General features: G+C 63.4%; 16 protein-coding genes. 11 read left to right on the top strand and 5 right to left on the bottom strand.

Features of this window, described 5'->3' with window-relative positions; translation table 11 throughout:
- Positions 1–62 precede the first annotated feature (62 nt).
- The 3 genes from ftsZ to ASD31_RS04300 all read right to left on the bottom strand — a co-directional run bounded on the left by ftsZ (position 63) and on the right by ASD31_RS04300 (position 3,819).
- Positions 63–1,088: a cell division protein FtsZ gene (gene ftsZ, locus ASD31_RS04310; protein WP_056329886.1), complete on the bottom strand. Its 1,026-nt coding sequence runs from the start codon at positions 1,086–1,088 to the stop codon at positions 63–65.
- A 602-nt stretch (positions 1,089–1,690) separates the two neighbouring features.
- Complete coding sequence (locus tag ASD31_RS04305; RefSeq protein ID WP_056329883.1) at positions 1,691–2,785, bottom strand: TraB/GumN family protein; 1,095 nt, start codon at positions 2,783–2,785, stop codon at positions 1,691–1,693.
- Between the two features lie 98 nt (positions 2,786–2,883).
- Positions 2,884–3,819 carry a tyrosine recombinase XerC gene (locus ASD31_RS04300; RefSeq protein ID WP_082520412.1) on the bottom strand — a complete coding sequence of 312 codons (936 nt, stop codon included), beginning with the start codon at positions 3,817–3,819 and terminating at the stop codon, positions 2,884–2,886.
- A 133-nt stretch (positions 3,820–3,952) separates the two neighbouring features.
- Between ASD31_RS04300 and ASD31_RS04295 the strand changes: the two genes are divergently transcribed.
- Positions 3,953–4,879 (top strand): GNAT family N-acetyltransferase, encoded by a 927-nt coding sequence (locus tag ASD31_RS04295; protein WP_056329876.1) that lies wholly within the window; start codon positions 3,953–3,955, stop codon positions 4,877–4,879.
- 8 nt (positions 4,880–4,887) lie between these two features.
- A complete protein-coding gene (locus ASD31_RS04290; protein WP_056329874.1) occupies positions 4,888–6,021 on the top strand; it encodes an AAA family ATPase in 1,134 nt (377 codons plus the stop codon).
- Positions 6,022–6,080: 59 nt separating this feature from the next.
- On the opposite strand, the gene fsa is transcribed toward ASD31_RS04290, so the two are convergent.
- On the bottom strand, positions 6,081–6,734 hold the full coding sequence (gene fsa, locus ASD31_RS04285; protein WP_056329871.1) for a fructose-6-phosphate aldolase: 654 nt from the start codon (positions 6,732–6,734) through the stop codon (positions 6,081–6,083).
- 96 nt (positions 6,735–6,830) lie between these two features.
- Here fsa and ASD31_RS04280 point away from each other — a divergent pair, with 96 nt between their 5' ends.
- The 8 genes from ASD31_RS04280 to ASD31_RS04245 all read left to right on the top strand — a co-directional run bounded on the left by ASD31_RS04280 (position 6,831) and on the right by ASD31_RS04245 (position 16,748).
- Positions 6,831–9,032, top strand: coding sequence for a primosomal protein N' (locus tag ASD31_RS04280; protein WP_056329868.1), 2,202 nt, complete (start codon positions 6,831–6,833; stop codon positions 9,030–9,032).
- A 328-nt stretch (positions 9,033–9,360) separates the two neighbouring features.
- Positions 9,361–9,747, top strand: a complete 387-nt coding sequence (locus tag ASD31_RS04275) for a DUF4345 family protein (protein WP_056329866.1) — start codon at positions 9,361–9,363, stop codon at positions 9,745–9,747.
- Between the two features lie 260 nt (positions 9,748–10,007).
- Positions 10,008–10,574: a F0F1 ATP synthase subunit delta gene (locus ASD31_RS04270; RefSeq protein WP_082520406.1), complete on the top strand. Its 567-nt coding sequence runs from the start codon at positions 10,008–10,010 to the stop codon at positions 10,572–10,574.
- Positions 10,574–12,103: a F0F1 ATP synthase subunit alpha gene (gene atpA / locus ASD31_RS04265; RefSeq protein ID WP_056329863.1), complete on the top strand. Its 1,530-nt coding sequence runs from the start codon at positions 10,574–10,576 to the stop codon at positions 12,101–12,103. Before ASD31_RS04270 ends, atpA begins: the two co-directional genes overlap by 1 nt.
- A 26-nt stretch (positions 12,104–12,129) precedes the next feature.
- Entirely contained in the window at positions 12,130–13,014 is an 885-nt protein-coding gene (locus tag ASD31_RS04260) for a F0F1 ATP synthase subunit gamma (RefSeq protein ID WP_056329861.1), read from the top strand.
- A gap of 24 nt (positions 13,015–13,038) precedes the next feature.
- Positions 13,039–14,556 (top strand): F0F1 ATP synthase subunit beta, encoded by a 1,518-nt coding sequence (gene atpD / locus ASD31_RS04255; protein WP_082520405.1) that lies wholly within the window; start codon positions 13,039–13,041, stop codon positions 14,554–14,556.
- Positions 14,557–14,684: 128 nt separating this feature from the next.
- Positions 14,685–15,092 (top strand): F0F1 ATP synthase subunit epsilon, encoded by a 408-nt coding sequence (locus tag ASD31_RS04250; protein ID WP_056330038.1) that lies wholly within the window; start codon positions 14,685–14,687, stop codon positions 15,090–15,092.
- A 228-nt stretch (positions 15,093–15,320) separates the two neighbouring features.
- Positions 15,321–16,748, top strand: coding sequence for a mannose-1-phosphate guanylyltransferase/mannose-6-phosphate isomerase (locus ASD31_RS04245; protein WP_056329858.1), 1,428 nt, complete (start codon positions 15,321–15,323; stop codon positions 16,746–16,748).
- A gap of 341 nt (positions 16,749–17,089) precedes the next feature.
- On the opposite strand, the gene ASD31_RS04240 is transcribed toward ASD31_RS04245, so the two are convergent.
- Positions 17,090–18,193 (bottom strand): saccharopine dehydrogenase family protein, encoded by a 1,104-nt coding sequence (locus ASD31_RS04240; protein WP_056329856.1) that lies wholly within the window; start codon positions 18,191–18,193, stop codon positions 17,090–17,092.
- Between the two features lie 121 nt (positions 18,194–18,314).
- Here ASD31_RS04240 and ASD31_RS04235 point away from each other — a divergent pair, with 121 nt between their 5' ends.
- Positions 18,315–18,746, top strand: coding sequence for an Lrp/AsnC family transcriptional regulator (locus ASD31_RS04235; RefSeq protein WP_056329853.1), 432 nt, complete (start codon positions 18,315–18,317; stop codon positions 18,744–18,746).
- Positions 18,747–18,756 lie beyond the last annotated feature (10 nt).

The following is an 18,756-nucleotide window of genomic DNA, read 5'->3' as shown; positions in this document are numbered from 1 at the left end:
GAGATGTCACGGAGTGACAGAGGGGGGTATTGCGCCACCCACGGAACCGTCCCGAAAAAACCCTATTGCAGCGTGCGCGCCTGGGTCGGCTGGGTGGCGGCGACGGGGGCGTCTTCGGCGGGGGGCTGGTGGTCGAGGCCGGTGGCGACGACGGAGACGCGGAAGACGCCGTCCAGGCTCTTGTCGAAGATGGCGCCGACGACGATGTCGGCATCCTCGTAGACTTCCTCGCGGATGCGGGTCGCGGCTTCGTCGACCTCGAACAGGGTCATGTCGGAACCGCCGGAAATCGAGATCAGCACGCCCTTGGCGCCCTTCATCGAGACTTCGCTGAGGAGCGGATTGGCGATCGCCGCTTCGGCGGCCTTGGAGGCGCGTTCGTCGCCGCTCGCCTCGCCGGTTCCCATCATCGCCCGGCCCATGCCCTTCATGACCGATTTGACATCGGCGAAGTCGAGATTGATCAGGCCTTCCTTGACGATCAGGTCGGTGATGCAGCCGACGCCGGAATAGAGCACCCGGTCGGCGATGACGAAGGCATCGGCAAAGGTGGTCTTGGCATCGGCGATGCGGAAGAGGTTCTGGTTGGGGATGACGATGACCGTGTCGGCGGCCTCGCGCAGCCGCTCGATACCTTCCTCGGCCGATTGCATGCGCCGCTTGCCCTCGAAGCTGAACGGCTTGGTGACGACTGCGACCGTCAGGATGCCGGCCTTGCGGGCGGCCTCCGCGATCACCGGGGCGGCGCCCGTGCCGGTGCCGCCGCCCATGCCGGCGGTGACGAAGCACATATGGGTGCCGCCGAGATGATCCATGATCTCGTCGATCGATTCTTCCGCCGCGGCGCGGCCGACCTCCGGCAGGGAGCCGGCGCCAAGCCCCTCGGTCACCTGCGCGCCGAGCTGGATCAGCCGGGTCGCCCGCGACATGGTCAATGCCTGCGCATCCGTATTGGCGGCCACGAATTCGGCGCCCTGCAGGCCCTCGGCGATCATGTTGTTGATGGCATTGCCGCCGCCGCCGCCGACGCCGATGACGGTGATCTTTGGCCTCATTTCCGAAATCACCGGTTTCTTGAACTCTGACATCTCGTCTCTCCTTGGACTTAGCTGCGGCCCCGCGCGACTGGAAGCGCGGTCCGGGGCTGCAGGCGAATGCGAAGCGGAGCGGACGCGAATCAGGCCACCGCAGGTTAGGTTGGCAAAAAGGCAGAGAGACGGCGCCGGTGCAAGAGGAGGCAGCAAGATTGCGGCGGATGGAACCGATCCGGCCTCAAGGGCGCTCGCCCGGTAACCATACCCGCGAGGGCCTCCTATCTACTATTCGCGATCAGCGTCACTCTCCTCCGTCATCCCTGTGCCTGTCACAGGGATCCAGCCACCGCGCGTCGGCGCGGTGAGAAGACTGCTCTTAGCCATGAAGGGTGATGATGCCATGGCATTGGCGGTGACGAAGTTCTTTCACACGATAGACATCGCGTGGCTGGATCCCGGCACAAGGGCCGGGATGACGGGAGCAGGGTGCTGTCTTGGCTCGGCTTCGCCGACCCCCTCATCGCCTCGCATGCGCTCGGCACTTCTCCCCGCTGGGGAGAAGGGGGCTTTTCGTTGCTCAGTCTTCCGCCGCCATGCTGGCTACCATATGCGTTCCCGCGCTTTTTCCCTTCTCCCCGCTGGGGAGAAGGGGCCGTTCAGTTTGCGGCGGTCATGCTGGTCACCGTGAAGCCGTCGGCGCGGAGGAGTTCGATGACGCCGTCCTTGCCCGGCAGGTGCAGGGCGCCGACGGCCATGAAGACGGCGCCGGTGTCGAGGATGGGGCGGGCGCGGCTGGCCATGATCCGGTTACGGTCGGTGACGATGCGCTGTTCGAAGCCGGCATAGTCGGCCTCTTCCTCACCGCCGGATTTCTCCGCCGACACCGCCTTCATCAAGGGCATGATCATGCCGATCTCGCCGGCGAGATAGAGGTCGGTCGTCGTCGCCATCACATCGGCGATCGTGTCGCCGAGGTCGAGCGTCTCGATCAGGGCTTCCAGGTGGAATTTCACCGGCAGCGCGTCCATGGCCTGCAACTGTTCCACCATGGTTTCGAGTCCCTTCAGGCTTTTGCCCTGCGCCAGCGCATCCTCGGCCAGCTTCTTGTCGAGGAAGGAGGCACCGGCGGCCTTGCGGGTGAGTTCGCAGGCCGGCAGGGCGACGAAGCTGGCGATCATCCAGGGCTTCATCCGGGCAACCAGAGTCAGGGGAATGCCGCGTCGCTTCAGGCCGGCATCGAGCTTCTCCCGGTCTTGCGCGTTCAGGAAATCGCCGATGGTCTTGCCGTCGGCAAACATGGTCAGGCCCGGCTGCATCATTACGGCGGCTGCGGCCTTGCGTTCGTCGATGATTTCCTCGGATTCGACGACGACGGTGCGGGCCGCTTCATAGGCCTCTGCGGCACCCTTGGGCATGGCGAGCACGCGCGGATCGGTGACATGCATGGTGCCGAGCAGATAAGAGGGCGCGATGCCGGGTTTTTCGACCTTCCAGAAAATGCCCTTGCCATTGGGAATGGCGGCGGCCTGTTTCTCCAGATCCACCAGGCGGGCCGGGTCATTGGCGCGCATCTCCGCAATCAGGTTGCGGCCGCCGCAATTCTCTTCCGCCGCCTGCGACTGCGAGACGGAAAAAAGGACCATGGCGAGGCTGAGCACCAGGAGCACATGCAGCGTGGCGACCAGCGCCAGCAGATCGTCGCCGAATTTTTCAGCAAGCCTGCGCGCCGGCTTTGCCACGGTGTCAAACATCGTCGTTCCTGTCTGCGATCGTTATTGCGCCAAGCCTAGCGCGGGCGCTCTCACAGCGCCTTTAACAAAACTGGTTAATGCGCCTTAACCGGCAAATTTCAGGCGCGTGGATGGGCCCGGTCGTAGATTTCCAGCAGCCTTGCGGAATCGACGCCGGTATAGACCTGGGTGGTGGACAGACTGGCATGGCCGAGCAATTCCTGGATGGTGCGGAGATCGCCGCCGCCGGCCAGAAGATGGGTGGCGAAAGAATGGCGCAACGCATGCGGCGTCGCGGTATCGGGCAGGCCGAGCGCGCCGCGCAGTTTCTGCATTTCGCGCTGGATGATGGCCGGCTGCAGCGTGCCGCCCCTGGCGCCGCGAAACAGCGCGGCAGTACCCTCCAGATGATGGGGGCAGAGTTTCTGATAGGCCCGAACCGCATCGATGGCCGCCGCGATCAGCGGCACAATGCGGGTCTTGCCGCCCTTGCCGTGGATGCGCAGCGCCGTCGGTGTGTCGGCGAAATCGGAGGGCGTGAGATCGAGCGCCTCGGAAATGCGCAGGCCGCAGCCATAGAGCAGGGTCAGCACGGCGGCGTTGCGGGCGGCGATCCAGGGCTCCTCGGCCAGCTGCGCCTCGCTCGTCACCACCATCAGCGCGTCGCGATCGGTCAGCGGCTTGGGCAGCGATTTCGGCTGTTTCGGCGAGCGCACGGCAGACGCGCCGGCGGCATTGGCGAGCCCCTTCTTCTCCAGATGCCGCAGGAAGGAGCGCAGGCCGGCCAGGCCGCGCCCCAGCGTGCGGGCGCCGGCGCCGTCTCTCCGGCGGGACGCCAGAAAGCCGCGCAGGTCTGCGGGGCGGAGGGCGCTGATATCGGAAAGCCGCGCCGGACCGGCCAGATGGCCGGTGAGGAAGTGGAGAAACTGGCGAGTATCGCGCTCATAGGCCTCGACCGTCTTGTCCGACAGGCGGCGTTCTTCGCCAAGGCTTGCCAGCCAGCGCAGGCGCTCCAGCATCAATTCCGGATGGCCGATGATCAACACTTCGTTCACGCGCATGCCCCGCACTGGTCAAAGCGGGATTCTGTGCGCAAAGCCCCTTCGTTTTTGCTAACGGCTCTTGGAATTTGTCATGTTCGGATCATATTGAACTGCGATAGCTGAGGGCGTGGAGGCGGGAGAAGTGATGGCAAGACGGGATCCGGCAAGCGGTTTTGCGCATTTCGCCGAGACGGTGGCGCTGGTTTCGCAGGGACAGCCGGGTCATATCGTCGATACGCTGATTGCCGAGCGCGGCCAGCGCATCGTCAAGCATCCGCTCTGGCCGGTGATGCGGCCGCTTCTCTATACGGTGCTGAATTATCGAAAGGCGATCCAATTCGCCGATGCCGTTGCCAATGCGCCCGGTTTCCAGGCCTTCGAGCATCTGAGCGAAAGCCTGTCGCTGGATATCCGCGTGCGCGCGCCGGAGCGAATCCCGGAAAAGGGCGGCTTTCTCCTCGTCAGCAACCATCCGACAGGCATTGCCGACGGGATCGCCGTCTTCGACCTCCTGAAAGCCCGCCGTCCCGACATGATGTTCTTTGCCAATCGCGATGCGATCCGGGTCAATCCGCGCTTCGTCGAGATGGTCATTCCGGTGGAATGGCGCGACGAGCACAAGTCGAAGCTGAAGGCGCGCGAAACGCTGCAGGTGACCAACCGGGCGATCTCGGAAGGCAAGGCGACGGTGCTATTTCCCTCCGGCCGCATCGCCTATTGGGCGGATGGCAGGCTCAACGAGCGCCCCTGGAAGACCTCGGCCGTCAGCTTCGCCCGCAAATACAACTTGCCGATCCTGCCGGTGCACATGGCGGCGCGCAATTCCGGCCTGTTCTACTGGCTGGCCAAATGGTCGACCGAACTGCGCGACATGACCGTCTTCCACGAGCTTCTGAACAAGAAGGGCAACCGCTTCGACTTCACCATCGGCAACCTCATTTCGCCGGATGCGCTGGACGGCGATCCGGGGGAGGTGACACGGGCGCTGGAAAGGCACACGGTGTTCGACCTGGCGCGGGACGGCGATGCGCAGTTCGGCAACCCGGTTCCGCCCGTGGAGACGATCAGGTAATCTGCATCATGCAGATTCGCTCCATGTTCGCCGCCAATTATCGGTCCCTGAAATCCATTCGAACGGACATGGCGGGCGTCAACCTGTTCATCGGCGAAAACGGTGTCGGCAAGTCCAATCTCTATCGTGCCTTGCAGCTTATCCAGGCCGCCGTGCGCGGCAGGCTTGCCCACGAGATTGCCCGCGAAGGCGGTATGGCCTCGACCCTGTGGAGCGGCAGGCGTCGCAGCGGCGACCCGGTCCGCATCAAGCTCGAGGCGGAGCTTCTGGATGAGGAACGGGCTCTGAGCTTTCACTACCGGGTGGAGGCCGGGTTGAGACCACCGATAGACGCGGCCGGTTTCGCCTTCGAGCCACAGGTGAAGGAGGAGGAGTTGCGGGTGGACGCCGGACGCCCGACGACGATGATGAAGCGCAAGGGGCCATTGATCTCCGTCAGGAATGGCGTCGGCCGGATGGAGGAGTATCCGGAACAGGCGCTGACCTCGGAAACGGCCATTGCGCTGCTCGGCGATGCCGGCCACTATCCGGAAATCGGGACCTTCCGTCGCGCGATCGACGGCTGGCGCTTTTTTCACGGGTTTCGAACCGACCGGGATTCGCCGCTGCGTTCGCCTTGCCTCGCCGTCACCGCCACGATGCTGGATGAGGATGGCTCCAATCTTGCCGCCGTCTTCGCAACGCTTGCGCATACCCGCCAGGATACGGTCGATCTTGACCGCGCCGTTGCCGATGCCTTTGGCGGTGCTCGTCTTGTGGTTCCCGATCCCCTGGAGTTCGCGGAATTCTCGCTGGTCTTCCCGGACTTTCCGCAGCGCCAGTTTTCGCCACGCGAACTGTCGGACGGCCAGATGCGGTTTCTGGCACTGGCCGGAGCGCTGCTCTCCTACCGCCGCCCGCGTTTCATCGCGCTCAACGAACCGGAAACCAGCCTGCATCCGGACATGCTGCCCGCCCTTGCCCAAATGATCGCCAGCGCCTCCGCCGACAGCCAGATCTGGATTGTCACCCATTCGGAACTGCTGGGCGCGGAGATTGAGAAGCGCTGCGGCACGCGCCCGAAGCGGGTCATCCGCAAGGATGGCGCGACCTGGATCGAGGGCATGCGGCTGACGGGGATGATCGATGAGGATGATGATTAAAAAGAAAAGCCCCGCGATCGTCTCGCAGGGCTCTTGGTTTATTCCCAATCCTTAAAAGATCAGGCGATCTTCTGGCCGGTCTTGGCCCAGTCGGCGAGGAAGGTTTCCAGGCCCTTGTCGGTCAGGGGGTGCTTGACGAGGGCTTTGAGGGTCGCCGGCGGAGCGGTGACAACGTCGGCGCCGATCAGGGCTGCCGCCTTGATGTGGTTGACCGTGCGGGCGGAAGCCGCGAGGATTTCGGTCTCGAAGCCGTAATTGTCGTAGATCTGGCGGATTTCCTGGATCAGGTCCATGCCGTCAAGCCCGATATCGTCGAGGCGGCCGATGAAGGGCGAGATGAAGGTAGCGCCGGCCCGGGCGGCGAGCAGCGCCTGGTTGGCCGAGAAGCAGAGCGTCACATTGGTGAGGTGACCGTCCGAGGACAGGTTCTTGCAGGCTTTCAGGCCATCGAGCGTCAAGGGCAGCTTGATGCAGATATTGTCGGCGATCTTGGCGATGACCGCCGCTTCCTTCATGATCGCGTCATATTCGGTGGCGGTGACTTCCGACGAGACCGGCCCTTCGACGATGTCGCAGATTTCCTTGGTGACTTCGAGGATGTTGCGGCCGGACTTCAGGATCAGCGAGGGATTGGTCGTCACGCCGTCGACGAAACCAAGATCGTTCAATTCGCGAATTTCATTCACATCGGCCGTATCGACAAAAAACTTCATGGAACTCTCCCTTTCACCGCGCGGGGTGGGGAACGCGCGGCCGCTTTGTTGTTTCGGGGTTTTCTTTAAAGCAAAGCGAAGGCAAGGTCACGGCCGATGACTGAAGATTCGAGCGATTTGTTTGGCGGCCCGCCCGCCCGCCGGGTGGTGCCCGTTCTGGTGCCCATGCCTGCCCCGAAAGCCTATTCCTATGCGGTGCCGGAGGGCATGGCGGTCGAGCCCGGCTCGATCGTTCAGGTGCCGCTCGGGCCGCGCCAGGTCGTGGGCGTCGTCTGGGACGGCGAGGACCACGGCGTCGATCCGAAAAAGCTGAAGGAGATCACCCGTGTCTTCGATTGCCCGCCGCTGGCGAGCGATATGCGCGCCTTTCTGGATTGGGTGGCGGCCTATACGGTCTCGCCGCCCGGCCTCGTTGCCCGCATGGCGCTGCGCGCGCCGGCCGCCTTCGATCCCGAGCCGATGGTGGAGGCGCTGCGGCTGACCGAGGCCCGCCCCGAACGGCTGACCTCGGCGCGCGAGCGGGTGATCGCGGCGGCCGACAATGGGTTTGCCTGGACGCGCTCCGGTCTTGCGCATGCGGCCGGTACCTCGTCCAGCGTCATCGACGGGCTGACGCAGCAGGGTGTGTTCGAGACGGTGTTCATGGCGCCGCCGCCGGTGGTGGCGCCGCCCGATCCGGATTTTGCCCGGCACCGGCTGGAAGGGCCGCAGAAACAGGCGGCCAGCGATCTCCTCGAAAGCGTCGAGAACGGCGGGTTTTCCGTCTCGCTGATCGACGGGATTACTGGTTCGGGCAAGACCGAGGTTTATTTCGAGGCGATCGCCGCCACGCTGAAGGCGGGCAGGCAGGTGCTCATCCTCCTGCCGGAAATCGCCCTCACGGCAAGTTTCATGGAGCGTTTCCAGGACCGGTTCGGCACCAAGCCCGCCGAATGGCATTCCGACCTTGCGCCGAGAACCCGTGAAAAGGTCTGGCGGCAGGTGACGGAAGGCGGCGTGCGGGTGGTGGCCGGCGCCCGCTCGGCGCTGTTCCTGCCGTTCGAGGATCTCGGCCTGATCGTCGTCGATGAGGAACATGACCCGGCCTACAAGCAGGAGGACCGGGTCTTCTACAATGCGCGCGACATGGCGGTGGTGCGCGCCCGGATCGGTGACTTCCCGATCGTGCTCGTTTCGGCGACGCCCTCGGTCGAAAGCCGAGTAAACGGCGATCTCGGCCGCTACAAGCCGATCCACCTGCCGACGCGGTTTGGCGATGCCGCGCTTCCGACGCTGGGCGTGGTCGATATGCGCCGCCATCCGCCGGAACGAGGCGGCTTCCTGTCGCCGGTGCTGTTGAACCAGATCGGCAAGACGGTGGGGCGCGGCGAACAGGCGCTGCTCTTTCTCAACCGGCGCGGCTATGCGCCGCTGACGCTCTGCCGGGTCTGCGGCCATCGCTTCCAGTGCCCGGACTGCTCCAGCTGGCTGGTCGAGCACCGATTCCGAGGCCAGATCCAGTGCCATCACTGCGGCTATGCCGAGAAGACGCCGGAAGCCTGCCCGGAATGCGGCACCTTCGATCACCTCGTCGCCTGTGGGCCGGGCGTCGAGCGCATCGCCGAGGAGGTCGACCGGCATTTTCCCGATGCACGCACCATCGTCTTGTCCTCCGACCTGATGGGCGTCAAGCGGCTCAGGCTGGAGCTGGAGGCCATTGCCAGGGGTGAAGCCGATATCGTCGTCGGCACGCAATTGGTGGCGAAGGGTCATAATTTTCCGATGATGACGCTGGTCGGCATCGTCGATGCCGATATCGGCCTTGCCAATGGCGATCCGCGTGCCGCCGAGCGCACCTTCCAGCTGCTCAGCCAGGTAACCGGGCGGGCCGGGCGCACCGGGTTGAAGAGCCTGGGGCTGCTGCAGACCTACCAGCCGCAGCATCCGGTGATGCAGGCCATCGTCTCCGGCGACCAGCAGGCTTTCTACGAGCGCGAGATCGGCGAGCGCGAAAAGGCGCTGCTGCCGCCCTTCGGCCGGCTTGCCTCGATCATCGTCTCGGCCGAAACCCGCGCCGACGCGGAAACCCATGCGCGCGGCCTGCGGCAGGCGGCGCCGAAGGTCACCGGCATCAGCATTCTCGGCCCGGCCGAGGCGCCGCTGGCGCTGATCCGCGGCCGCCACCGCTTCCGCCTTCTCGTCCACGGCCGCCGCAATGCCGACATGCAGGGCTTTGTGAAGACGATGCTGGCGAGCGGCCCGAAGCCGCGCGGGTCGGTGAACGTGCAGCTTGATATCGATCCGCAGAGTTTTCTGTGAGAGGGACGCGACCTCCTCTTGTTGCCGGCAAATCGCCCGTCATCCTCGTGCGAGCGCAGCGAGTTCCGGGGATCCAGCAACGCCGCGTCCGCGGCGTTGAAGACTTGCCACCATCGGATACCAAAGGTCCTTTCACCGCGCAGACGCGCGGTGGCTGGATCCCTGTGACACGCACAGGGATGACGGAGGAGGGTGGGTGACGACGCAATTGTTAGTCCTCAAGCGCTCGAATGGCGTGTGAGGCGGTACCAAATTCCGCTTGCCTGTCGATTCCCTTTCATCCGTAGTTGGGTTAGATCAGGGAAATCAGGCTGAAGGAGGGCGTGCCATGGAATTCTATATTCCGACCGAAACAGGGGAATTCCTGGCGTTCTGCGCGGCCGTGGCGACGGCGGCGATCGGGATTGTTTTCCTGTTCGCGCCCGGTCTCGCCTTTCGGGCGCTGGGGCTCGATCTGCGTGAAGGCCGGCGCGGCGGCTATGCGGAGGCGCGCTCCGTCATGGGCGGCTTTCCTCTCGGGCTTGGCCTTGCGGCGGTGTTGCTTGCCCAGCCGATGGTCTATCTGGCGCTTGGGGCCGCCTTTGCGCTCGCCGCCTTCGGGCGCATCCTGTCGATGTTGTCGGATGGCGGAAATACGCTCGTCAACTGGGCCTATCTCCTGGTCCAGATCGTGCTTGCGGGCCTGCCGCTGGCCTATGTCTTCGGATTTGTCTGAGCCCGATCGCCGCAGGTCAAGGGCTCGCACCCTTAGTTGATACCCCATTTTTGGCAAAATTCGGTCAAACCATGCGGTCTTATGGCGCATTCATGCGGTTGGCGTGTTGCGAGTCCAGATATCCTATGCTAGACGAACCGCGACTTGTGAGGGAAACAGGCCGCCTGGTCTGAATAGCCCTTAAATATCGCAGCAAATTCAAGATGTTGGGTTTACGGTTCTCCGCAGACATCGCTCTTGAATTAAAATAAGAGAAGCTTGTGCCCGTGGCAGACACATCCCAGCTTATTTCCGGTGTTGCAGAAAGATACGCGTCTTCGCTTTTCGATCTCGCGCTCGAAGCGGGAGCCGTCGATAGCGTCGGTGCCGATCTCGACAGTTTCCAGCGCATGATCGACGAAAGCGCCGATCTGAAGCGCCTCATCGTCAGCCCGGTCTTTTCCGCCGACGACCAGTTCAAGGCCATTTCCGCGATCATCGCGCGCGCCGGCATTACCGGTCTCACGGGCAATTTCCTGAAGGTCGTTGCCCGCAATCGCCGTCTCTTCGCGGTGCCCGGCATCGTCAGGTCCTATCGCGAAACCGCCGCCCGTCATCGGGGCGAGGTTTCCGCCGAGGTGGCCTCTGCCCATGCGCTCACGGAAGCGCAGCAAATCGAATTGAAGGCGGCGCTGAAGAGCGTCACCGGCAAAGACGTGACGCTCAACGTCACGGTTGAACCCTCTCTTCTCGGTGGTCTGATCGTCAAGGTCGGGTCCCGCCAGATTGACACTTCCCTTCGCACAAAGCTTTCGAGCCTTAAGCTTGCACTGAAAGAGGTCGGCTGATGGATATCCGCGCCGCGGAAATTTCCGCAATTCTCAAAGATCAGATCAAAAATTTCGGCCAGGAGGCAGTCGTCTCCGAAGTCGGTCAGGTGCTCTCCGTCGGTGACGGTATTGCCCGCGTCTACGGTCTGGACAATGTCCAGGCCGGCGAGATGGTCGAATTCCCCGGTGGAATTCGCGGCATGGCGCTGAACCTCGAAGCCGACAATGTCGGCGTCGTCATCTTCGGTGCCGACCGCGAGATCAAGGAAGGCGACACCGTCAAGCGGACCGGCGCCATCGTTGACGTTCCGGTTGGTCCGGAACTGCTCGGCCGCGTCGTCGACGCGCTCGGCAATCCGATCGACGGCAAGGGTCCGATCAATGCGACCCGCCGTTCGCGCGTCGACGTGAAGGCGCCGGGCATCATCCCGCGCAAGTCGGTGCATGAGCCGATGTCGACCGGCCTGAAGGCCATCGATGCGCTGATCCCGGTCGGCCGCGGCCAGCGCGAGCTGGTCATCGGCGACCGCCAGACCGGCAAGACCGCCATCATCCTCGACACGATCCTCAACCAGAAGGCCATTCACGACAATGGCCCGGATGCCGAAAAGCTCTATTGCGTCTATGTCGCGATCGGCCAGAAGCGTTCGACGGTTGCCCAGTTCGTCAAGGTGCTCGAAGAGCGCGGCGCACTGAAATATTCGATCATCGTTGCCGCGACCGCCTCCGATCCGGCTCCGATGCAGTATCTCGCGCCGTTCGCCGGCTGCGCCATGGGCGAATATTTCCGCGACAACGGCATGCACGCGCTGATCGGCTATGACGATCTGTCCAAGCAGGCCGTGTCCTATCGCCAGATGTCGCTGCTTCTGCGCCGCCCGCCGGGCCGCGAAGCCTATCCGGGCGACGTCTTCTACCTGCATTCGCGCCTTCTCGAGCGCGCCGCCAAGCTTTCCGACGACAATGGCGCCGGTTCGCTGACGGCCCTGCCGGTCATCGAAACGCAGGGCAACGACGTTTCGGCGTTTATCCCGACCAACGTGATCTCGATCACCGATGGCCAGATCTTCCTCGAAACCGACCTGTTCTACCAGGGCATCCGCCCGGCGGTGAACGTCGGCCTGTCGGTATCGCGCGTCGGCTCGGCCGCGCAGATCAAGGCGATGAAGCAGGTTGCCGGCTCGATCAAGGGCGAGCTTGCCCAGTATCGCGAAATGGCCGCCTTTGCCCAGTTCGGCTCGGACCTCGATGCCGCGACGCAGCGCCTGTTGAACCGCGGCGCCCGCCTGACCGAACTCCTGAAGCAGCCGCAGTTCTCGCCGCTGAAGACGGAAGAACAGGTCGCTGTGATCTTCGCCGGCGTCAACGGCTACCTCGACAAGATCGCCGTCAACAAGGTCGGCGCTTTCGAGCAGGGCCTCCTGTCCTACATGCGCTCCGAGGGCAAGGACATTCTCGATACGATCCGCAAGGACAAGGCCATCAGCGACGACGTCAAGGGCAAGCTTAAGGCTGCCATCGACACCTTCGCGAAATCCTTCGCCTGATCGGGTAGCAGTTAGGACGGAAACGGATGCCTTCACTTAAGGATCTGAAAAACAGGATCGCCTCCGTCAAGGCGACGCAGAAGATCACCAAGGCGATGAAAATGGTCGCTGCGGCGAAGCTTCGGCGTGCGCAGGAGGCGGCCGAGGCCGCACGGCCTTATTCCCAGCGGATGAGCGCTGTTCTCTCGAACATCGCCCAGGCCGTTGGTGCCGACGACAGCGCACCGCGCCTGATGACCGGCAACGGCCGCGACCAGACGCATCTGCTTGTGGTCTGCACTGCGGAACGCGGCCTTTGCGGCGGCTTCAACAGCCAGATCGCCCGGTTTGCCCGCGACCATGTGCGCAGGCTTCTGGCCGAAGGCAAGACGGTGAAGATCATCTGCGTCGGCAAGAAGGGCTTCGATATCCTGCGTCGCGAATTCGCCTCGCTGATCATCGACCGGGTCGACCTGCGCGAAGTCAAGAAGATCGGCTTCGAAAATGCCGACCAGATCGGCAAGAAGATCATCGGCCTGTTCGAAAAGGACGAGTTCGACGTCTGCACGCTGTTCTATTCGGAGTTCAAGTCGGTCATCTCCCAGGTTCCGACCGCGCTCCAGCTGATCCCTGCCGCCGCTCCGGCGGAAGCGGTATCGACCGAAGCAGGTGCGGCGGCGATCTACGAATACGAGCCCGACGCGGGAGAGATCCTCAGCGACCTCATTCCGCGCAACATTTCGGTGCAGGTTTTCCGGGCTCTGCTCGAAAACGTCGCGGGTGAAATGGGTGCCAAGATGAGCGCGATGGACAACGCCACGCGCAATGCCGGTGAGATGATCAACAAGCTGACGCTGTCCTACAACCGTCAGCGTCAGGCCCAGATCACCAAGGAACTCATTGAAATCATTTCGGGCGCGGAAGCGCTCTAAGGTTACGGAAAGAGGGTAAGGATTATGGCTAAGGCAGCTACCCCCACAGATACAGCAGCGGTCAAGAAGCCCGCAGCCCGCAAGCCGGCGGCTGCAAAGGTCTCCGCGGTCATCGCATCGGCGGGTGCAGTCGGTCGCGTCACGCAGGTCATCGGCGCCGTCGTCGACGTGACCTTCGAGGAAGGCCAGCTTCCGCAGATCCTCAACGCGCTGGAAACGGACAATAACGGCAACCGCCTGGTTCTCGAAGTTGCCCAGCATCTCGGCGAGAACGCCGTGCGCACCATCGCCATGGACTCGACCGAAGGTCTGGTTCGCGGCCAGCCGGTGACCGACACGGGCTCCCCGATCACCGTTCCGGTCGGCCTGGAAACGCTCGGCCGCATCATGAACGTCATCGGCGAGCCGGTGGACGAAGCCGGTCCGCTGGTCACGTCGGGCAAGCGCTCGATCCACCAGGAAGCGCCGTCCTACGTCGAGCAGTCGACCGAAGCGCAGATCCTCGTCACCGGCATCAAGGTCGTCGACCTGCTCGCACCTTACGCCAAGGGCGGCAAGATCGGCCTGTTCGGCGGCGCCGGCGTCGGCAAGACCGTTCTCATCATGGAACTGATCAACAACGTCGCCAAGGCGCATGGTGGTTACTCGGTCTTCGCAGGCGTGGGTGAACGGACCCGCGAAGGCAACGACCTCTACCACGAAATGATCGAATCCGGCGTCAACAAGCTGGGCGGCGGCGAAGGTTCCAAGGCTGCCCTCGTTTACGGCCAGATGAACGAACCGCCGGGCGCCCGCGCCCGCGTCGCCCTGACGGGTCTCACGATCGCCGAACAGTTCCGCGACGAAGGCCAGGACGTTCTGTTCTTCGTGGACAACATCTTCCGCTTCACCCAGGCGGGCTCCGAAGTGTCGGCTCTTCTTGGCCGTATTCCTTCGGCCGTTGGTTATCAGCCGACGCTTGCCACCGACATGGGCCAGATGCAGGAACGCATCACCACGACGACCAAGGGTTCGATCACCTCGGTTCAGGCCATCTACGTTCCGGCCGACGACTTGACCGACCCGGCGCCGGCAACCTCGTTCGCCCATCTGGACGCAACGACGGTTCTGTCGCGCTCGATCGCCGAAAAGGGTATCTACCCGGCCGTGGACCCGCTCGACTCGACCTCGCGCATGCTCGACCCGATGGTTGTCGGCGAAGAGCACTATGAAGTCTCGCGCAAGGTGCAGACGACCCTGCAGCGCTACAAGTCGCTCCAGGACATCATCGCCATTCTCGGCATGGACGAGCTTTCGGAAGAAGACAAGGTCGCGGTTGCCCGCGCCCGCAAGATCGAGCGCTTCCTCTCCCAGCCGTTCTTCGTCGCCGAAGTCTTCACCGGTGCGCCGGGCAAGCTGGTTGCGCTCGAAGACACGATCAAGGGCTTCAAGGGCCTGGTCAACGGCGAATACGACCATCTTCCGGAAGCCGCCTTCTACATGGTCGGCTCCATCGAGGAAGCCGTCGAGAAGGCCAAGAAGCTGGCTGCCGAAGCCGCTTGATGAATGCGCGTTCGGGGTGCCCTTCCGGCGCCCCGGCCGCCCAGGCGGTGCCGCGCTCCGTCGTGCGGCCGTGCTGAACTGATTTTCTACCGGCGGTGTGCCGGTCGCGTCAAAAGAAGCGAATGATCATGGCTGATTTCAATTTCGAACTCGTCTCCCCGGAGCGCCTTCTGCTGTCCGAGCGCGTCACCGAAGTCGTCATTCCGGCAACGGAAGGCGAGATGACCGTCATGGCCAATCATGCGCCGACGATGACGACGATCAAGCCGGGCGTTGTGACGGTCAAGTCGGCCGACGGCAAGGTGAGCCGCTATGTGGTGTTCGGTGGTTTCGCCGACATCCTGCCGACGGGCTGCACCCTGCTTGCCGAATCCGCCGTTCCGGTGAGCGACCTGACGCTGGCGACGCTTGAAAAGCGGATCGAAGCGACCCGCGCCGAGCTTGAGGATGGTTCGCACCATGACGAGCACAGGACGCGGCTCGAGCAGTTCCTTGCCGAGCTGACGCAATTGAACGGCATCGTCGTCGCCGCCTGAGCGGTACGGCGAGACCGCAGGCTGCGACCCCGCTTCGGCGGGGTTTTTTATTGCCGTGCTTTGGCCGCTTGCTCCGCGCAGGGCGGGCGGTCGGCGCAGTAAGGTCTTGTTTTCATAAAAATACGGGCCGGCCGGCCATTTTATCTGCCATTCTTTTCCGCTAGGCTGGCCTTGTCGCCGATTGTGGCACTCGGGGCAAACGCCCCGACGGGAAAGAAGAGGATAAGCATGGCTTCCAAGATCGTGCCGGTGATCATGGCCGGCGGCAAGGGAACGCGGCTTTGGCCGCTGTCGCGCTCGGCCGCGCCCAAGCAGTTCCTGCAGTTTCTCGGGGATCATTCGCTTTTCCAGAAGACCCTGCAGCGGGTCTCGGATCAGGGCCGCTACACGCCGGCGGTTATCGTCACCAATGCCGAATTCCGCTTCATCGTCGCCGAGCAGGCGCGCGCGCTCGATGCGCCGCTGTCGAGCATCCTGCTCGAGCCGATCGCCCGCAACACGGCGCCGGCGCTGGCCGCAGCGGCTTTCGTTGTGCTGCGCGAGCATGGCGACGATGCGATCATGCAGGTGCTTGCTTCCGACCATGAGATTGATGCCGGGGCGCATTATTTCGACTGCATCGACATGGCGCGCGAGACCGCCGCGACCGGCAAGCTGGTGACCTTCGGCATCAAGCCGACGGAGCCTGCGACCGGCTATGGCTATATCGAGACCGGCGAGGCGCTTGAAACGGGCGCACATCTCGTTGCCCGCTTCGTCGAAAAGCCCGATCGGGAGCGGGCCGAGGAGCTGCTGGCGAGTGGCCGGTATCTCTGGAATTCCGGGATGTTCATGCTGCCGGTGGGACAGTTCCTGGCGGAAATCCTGCGCTATGCGCCGGCGGTCTATGATGCCGCGCAGCGCGCCATCCAGGCGGCCGAGCGCGACCTCGATTTCGACCGGCTGGATGAGGAAGCCTTTTCGCAGGCGCCGAATATTTCGGTCGATTACGCCGTGTTCGAAAATACGCCGCATGCAGCCGTCGTGCCATCCGCCTTCAGCTGGTCGGATCTCGGCAGCTGGGACAGCGTCTGGGCGATCGGCGAAAAGGACGAGGCGGGCAATGTGGTCGGCCAGAAGGCGACGGTCAACGATACCCGCAATTCCCTCGTCCTGTCGCGGGATATCCATGTCGCTGTCCAGGGGATGGATGACGTGGCGGTGATTGCCAGCGAGGATGCGGTCTATATCGGCCGGATGGAGGACAGCCAGAATGTCGGCCAGATCGTCAAGCAGTTGGCGCGCTCGGCAAAGACGAAGGGGCTGACGGAGAATCACCCGACCTCCTACCGGCCCTGGGGGGCGGTGGCCTCGGTGCTGAGCGGCGAGCGCTTCGAGGTCAAGCGCCTGCATGTCACGCCCGGCCGCAAGATTTCGCTGCAGAAGCATCATCATCGCTCGGAACACTGGATCGTCGTGCGCGGAACGGCGGAGATCATGATCGACGGCCAGACGCGCCTGCTGCATGAAAACGAATCCGTCTATATCCCGCAAGGCGTCGTCCACCGGCTGACCAATCCCGGCAAGATCGCGCTCGAACTGATCGAGGTGCAGACCGGCTCCTATCTCGAAGACGACGACATCATCCGGCTGGACGACGAGTTCGGGCGGACGTGACGGTTGACGGGCCAATGCCCGTCGCTCCCTCTTCTCCCCAGCGGGGAGAAGGTGGCCCGAAGGGCCGGATGAGGGGGTTCAAGACTACCTCAGTAAGGCTCCGGCTACGCCGGCCCCCTCATCGCCTCGCATGCGCTCGGCACTTCTCCCCGCTGGGGAGAAGAGGGACATCGCGGCGGCGACGCAGCTCCTGGCTTGTAACCCGCAATGCGCGGGAGACAATGAGTCGCCCAAGGCTGGGCTGGTGGTTTTTATCCGGGATCGCACACAGACAGGCCGACATGAAGAAACGCCCGGGATTTTTCGGTCCCGGGCGTTTCTTCATGTGCGAACAGGCTCGATCAGCCGGCCAGCTTGTCGGCGTAGGACTTCTGTTCGTAGTGGTGGCCGAAGCGGCTCTTGAGGAAGGCGCTAAGGTCGATATCTTCCTGGCGGATAAAGCCCTTGGCGGGCAGTTCGCCCTTGGCCAGCATGTCTAGAACGGCGCAGATGCTGGAGGCCGTGGTGATCTGGATGGCGCTCATCATGCGGCCGGCGACGACGGCTGCATAGACCTTGTTGGCATAGGTTTCCTGGACCAGGCGGCCATCCTTGCGGCCGGACACGGTCACGAAGATGATGACGACGTCCTGCATGGTCGAGGGCAGCGAGTTCTCGAAAATATCCTTCAGCACTTCGCGGCGGTGGCGCAGGCCGAGATCGTTGAGCAGCGCCTTCATGATTGCGGCATGGCCGGGATAGCGGATGGTGCGGTAGTTCAGCGTGCGCACCTTGCCCTTCAGCGTTTCGCAGAGCGTGCCGAGGCCGCCGGACGTGTTGAAGGCTTCATAGGTGACGCCGTCGAGGGAGAATTCCTCGCGTTCCTCGAGCGCCGGGACCTCGGTCAGATGGCCTTCGACGATGGCTTCGCAGGGCTCGATATATTCGTTAATGACGCCGTCGGTGCTCCAGGTCAGGTTGTAGTTGAGCGCGTTGGACGGATATTGCGGCAGGGCGCCGACGCGCATGCGCACGCTGTCGAGCGTATCGAAACGGCGGCTCAGATCATTGGCGACGATCGAGATGAAGCCGGGGGCGAGACCGCACTGCGGAATGAAGGCGGTATTGGCGGTTTCGGCGATGGCCTTGACGCGGCGGGTGGATTCGACGTCTTCGGTGAGGTCGAGATAGTGGACGCCGGCCTTGGAGGCGGCTTCGGCAATCGCGATCGTCAGGTGGAAGGGGGCGGCACTCAGGACCGCGAACTTGCCGGTGAGCAGGCCGACCATGGCGGCGCTGTCGGCAATGTCGATTTCCGCAACCGAGATGGCGTCATGCTTTTCGATCTGGGCAAGCTGCTCGGCACTGCGATCGGCAAGCGTGACCTGGTAATCGCCCGAATGAGCGAGAAGCCGGGCGATGGTGGAGCCGATCTTGCCGGCGCCGATGACGACGATGTTCTTCATATTGGTTCCCCTTGAACGAAACGGATGGATGGAGTGTCGTCGTTTTCACTGTTGTTCTGTAGCGCCGATCCGATTAAAATGACGGTGCGAAGCCGGCAATATGCCGATAAGGGCGAACATTATGACGTTGGCAGACAAGGACCGGCAGCTTCTTGCCATTTTGAGCGAAAATGCCCGCATGCCGACGGCGCTGCTCGCTCGCCGGCTGGGCCTTTCACGCACCACCGTGCAGGCCAAGATCGAGCGGTTGGAGCGCGACGGGATCATCGCCGGTTATGGCGTGCGGCTTTCGGATGATTTCGAGAAGGGGCTGGTGCGGGCGCATGTGCTGATCACGCTGGCGCCCAAGGCGCTCGGGCGGGTGACGCAGGAGCTTCACGCCATCGAGGATGTGCGCATGCTGCATTCGGTGAGCGGCAGTTTCGATCTGATCGCCATCGTCGCTGCGTCCTCGATCAGCGAACTCGATCTGGTGATCGACCGGATTGGCGAGATCGACGGCGTCGAAAAGACCTTGTCGTCGATCATCCTGTCGACGCGGATCAACCGCTAAGGTCGATTGG

It is taken from the genome of Rhizobium sp. Root482 (genome assembly GCF_001426565.1).
Taxonomy (GTDB): domain Bacteria; phylum Pseudomonadota; class Alphaproteobacteria; order Rhizobiales; family Rhizobiaceae; genus Pararhizobium.
Note: the sequence above shows the minus strand (reverse complement) of the source record. Positions and strands in the feature narration are given on the sequence as shown.

What these genes read in the sequence shown, in the direction of transcription:
- ftsZ (WP_056329886.1), bottom strand. Translation starts at nt 1,088, where the DNA reads ATGTCAGAGTTCAAGAAACCGGTGATTTCGGAAATGAGGCCAAAGATC.
- ASD31_RS04305 (WP_056329883.1), bottom strand. Translation starts at nt 2,785, where the DNA reads ATGTTTGACACCGTGGCAAAGCCGGCGCGCAGGCTTGCTGAAAAATTC.
- ASD31_RS04295 (WP_056329876.1), top strand. Translation starts at nt 3,953, where the DNA reads ATGGCAAGACGGGATCCGGCAAGCGGTTTTGCGCATTTCGCCGAGACG.
- ASD31_RS04290 (WP_056329874.1), top strand. Translation starts at nt 4,888, where the DNA reads ATGCAGATTCGCTCCATGTTCGCCGCCAATTATCGGTCCCTGAAATCC.
- fsa (WP_056329871.1), bottom strand. Translation starts at nt 6,734, where the DNA reads ATGAAGTTTTTTGTCGATACGGCCGATGTGAATGAAATTCGCGAATTG.
- ASD31_RS04280 (WP_056329868.1), top strand. Translation starts at nt 6,831, where the DNA reads ATGACTGAAGATTCGAGCGATTTGTTTGGCGGCCCGCCCGCCCGCCGG.
- ASD31_RS04275 (WP_056329866.1), top strand. Translation starts at nt 9,361, where the DNA reads ATGGAATTCTATATTCCGACCGAAACAGGGGAATTCCTGGCGTTCTGC.
- atpA (WP_056329863.1), top strand. Translation starts at nt 10,574, where the DNA reads ATGGATATCCGCGCCGCGGAAATTTCCGCAATTCTCAAAGATCAGATC.
- ASD31_RS04260 (WP_056329861.1), top strand. Translation starts at nt 12,130, where the DNA reads ATGCCTTCACTTAAGGATCTGAAAAACAGGATCGCCTCCGTCAAGGCG.
- atpD (WP_082520405.1), top strand. Translation starts at nt 13,039, where the DNA reads ATGGCTAAGGCAGCTACCCCCACAGATACAGCAGCGGTCAAGAAGCCC.
- ASD31_RS04250 (WP_056330038.1), top strand. Translation starts at nt 14,685, where the DNA reads ATGGCTGATTTCAATTTCGAACTCGTCTCCCCGGAGCGCCTTCTGCTG.
- ASD31_RS04245 (WP_056329858.1), top strand. Translation starts at nt 15,321, where the DNA reads ATGGCTTCCAAGATCGTGCCGGTGATCATGGCCGGCGGCAAGGGAACG.
- ASD31_RS04240 (WP_056329856.1), bottom strand. Translation starts at nt 18,193, where the DNA reads ATGAAGAACATCGTCGTCATCGGCGCCGGCAAGATCGGCTCCACCATC.
- ASD31_RS04235 (WP_056329853.1), top strand. Translation starts at nt 18,315, where the DNA reads ATGACGTTGGCAGACAAGGACCGGCAGCTTCTTGCCATTTTGAGCGAA.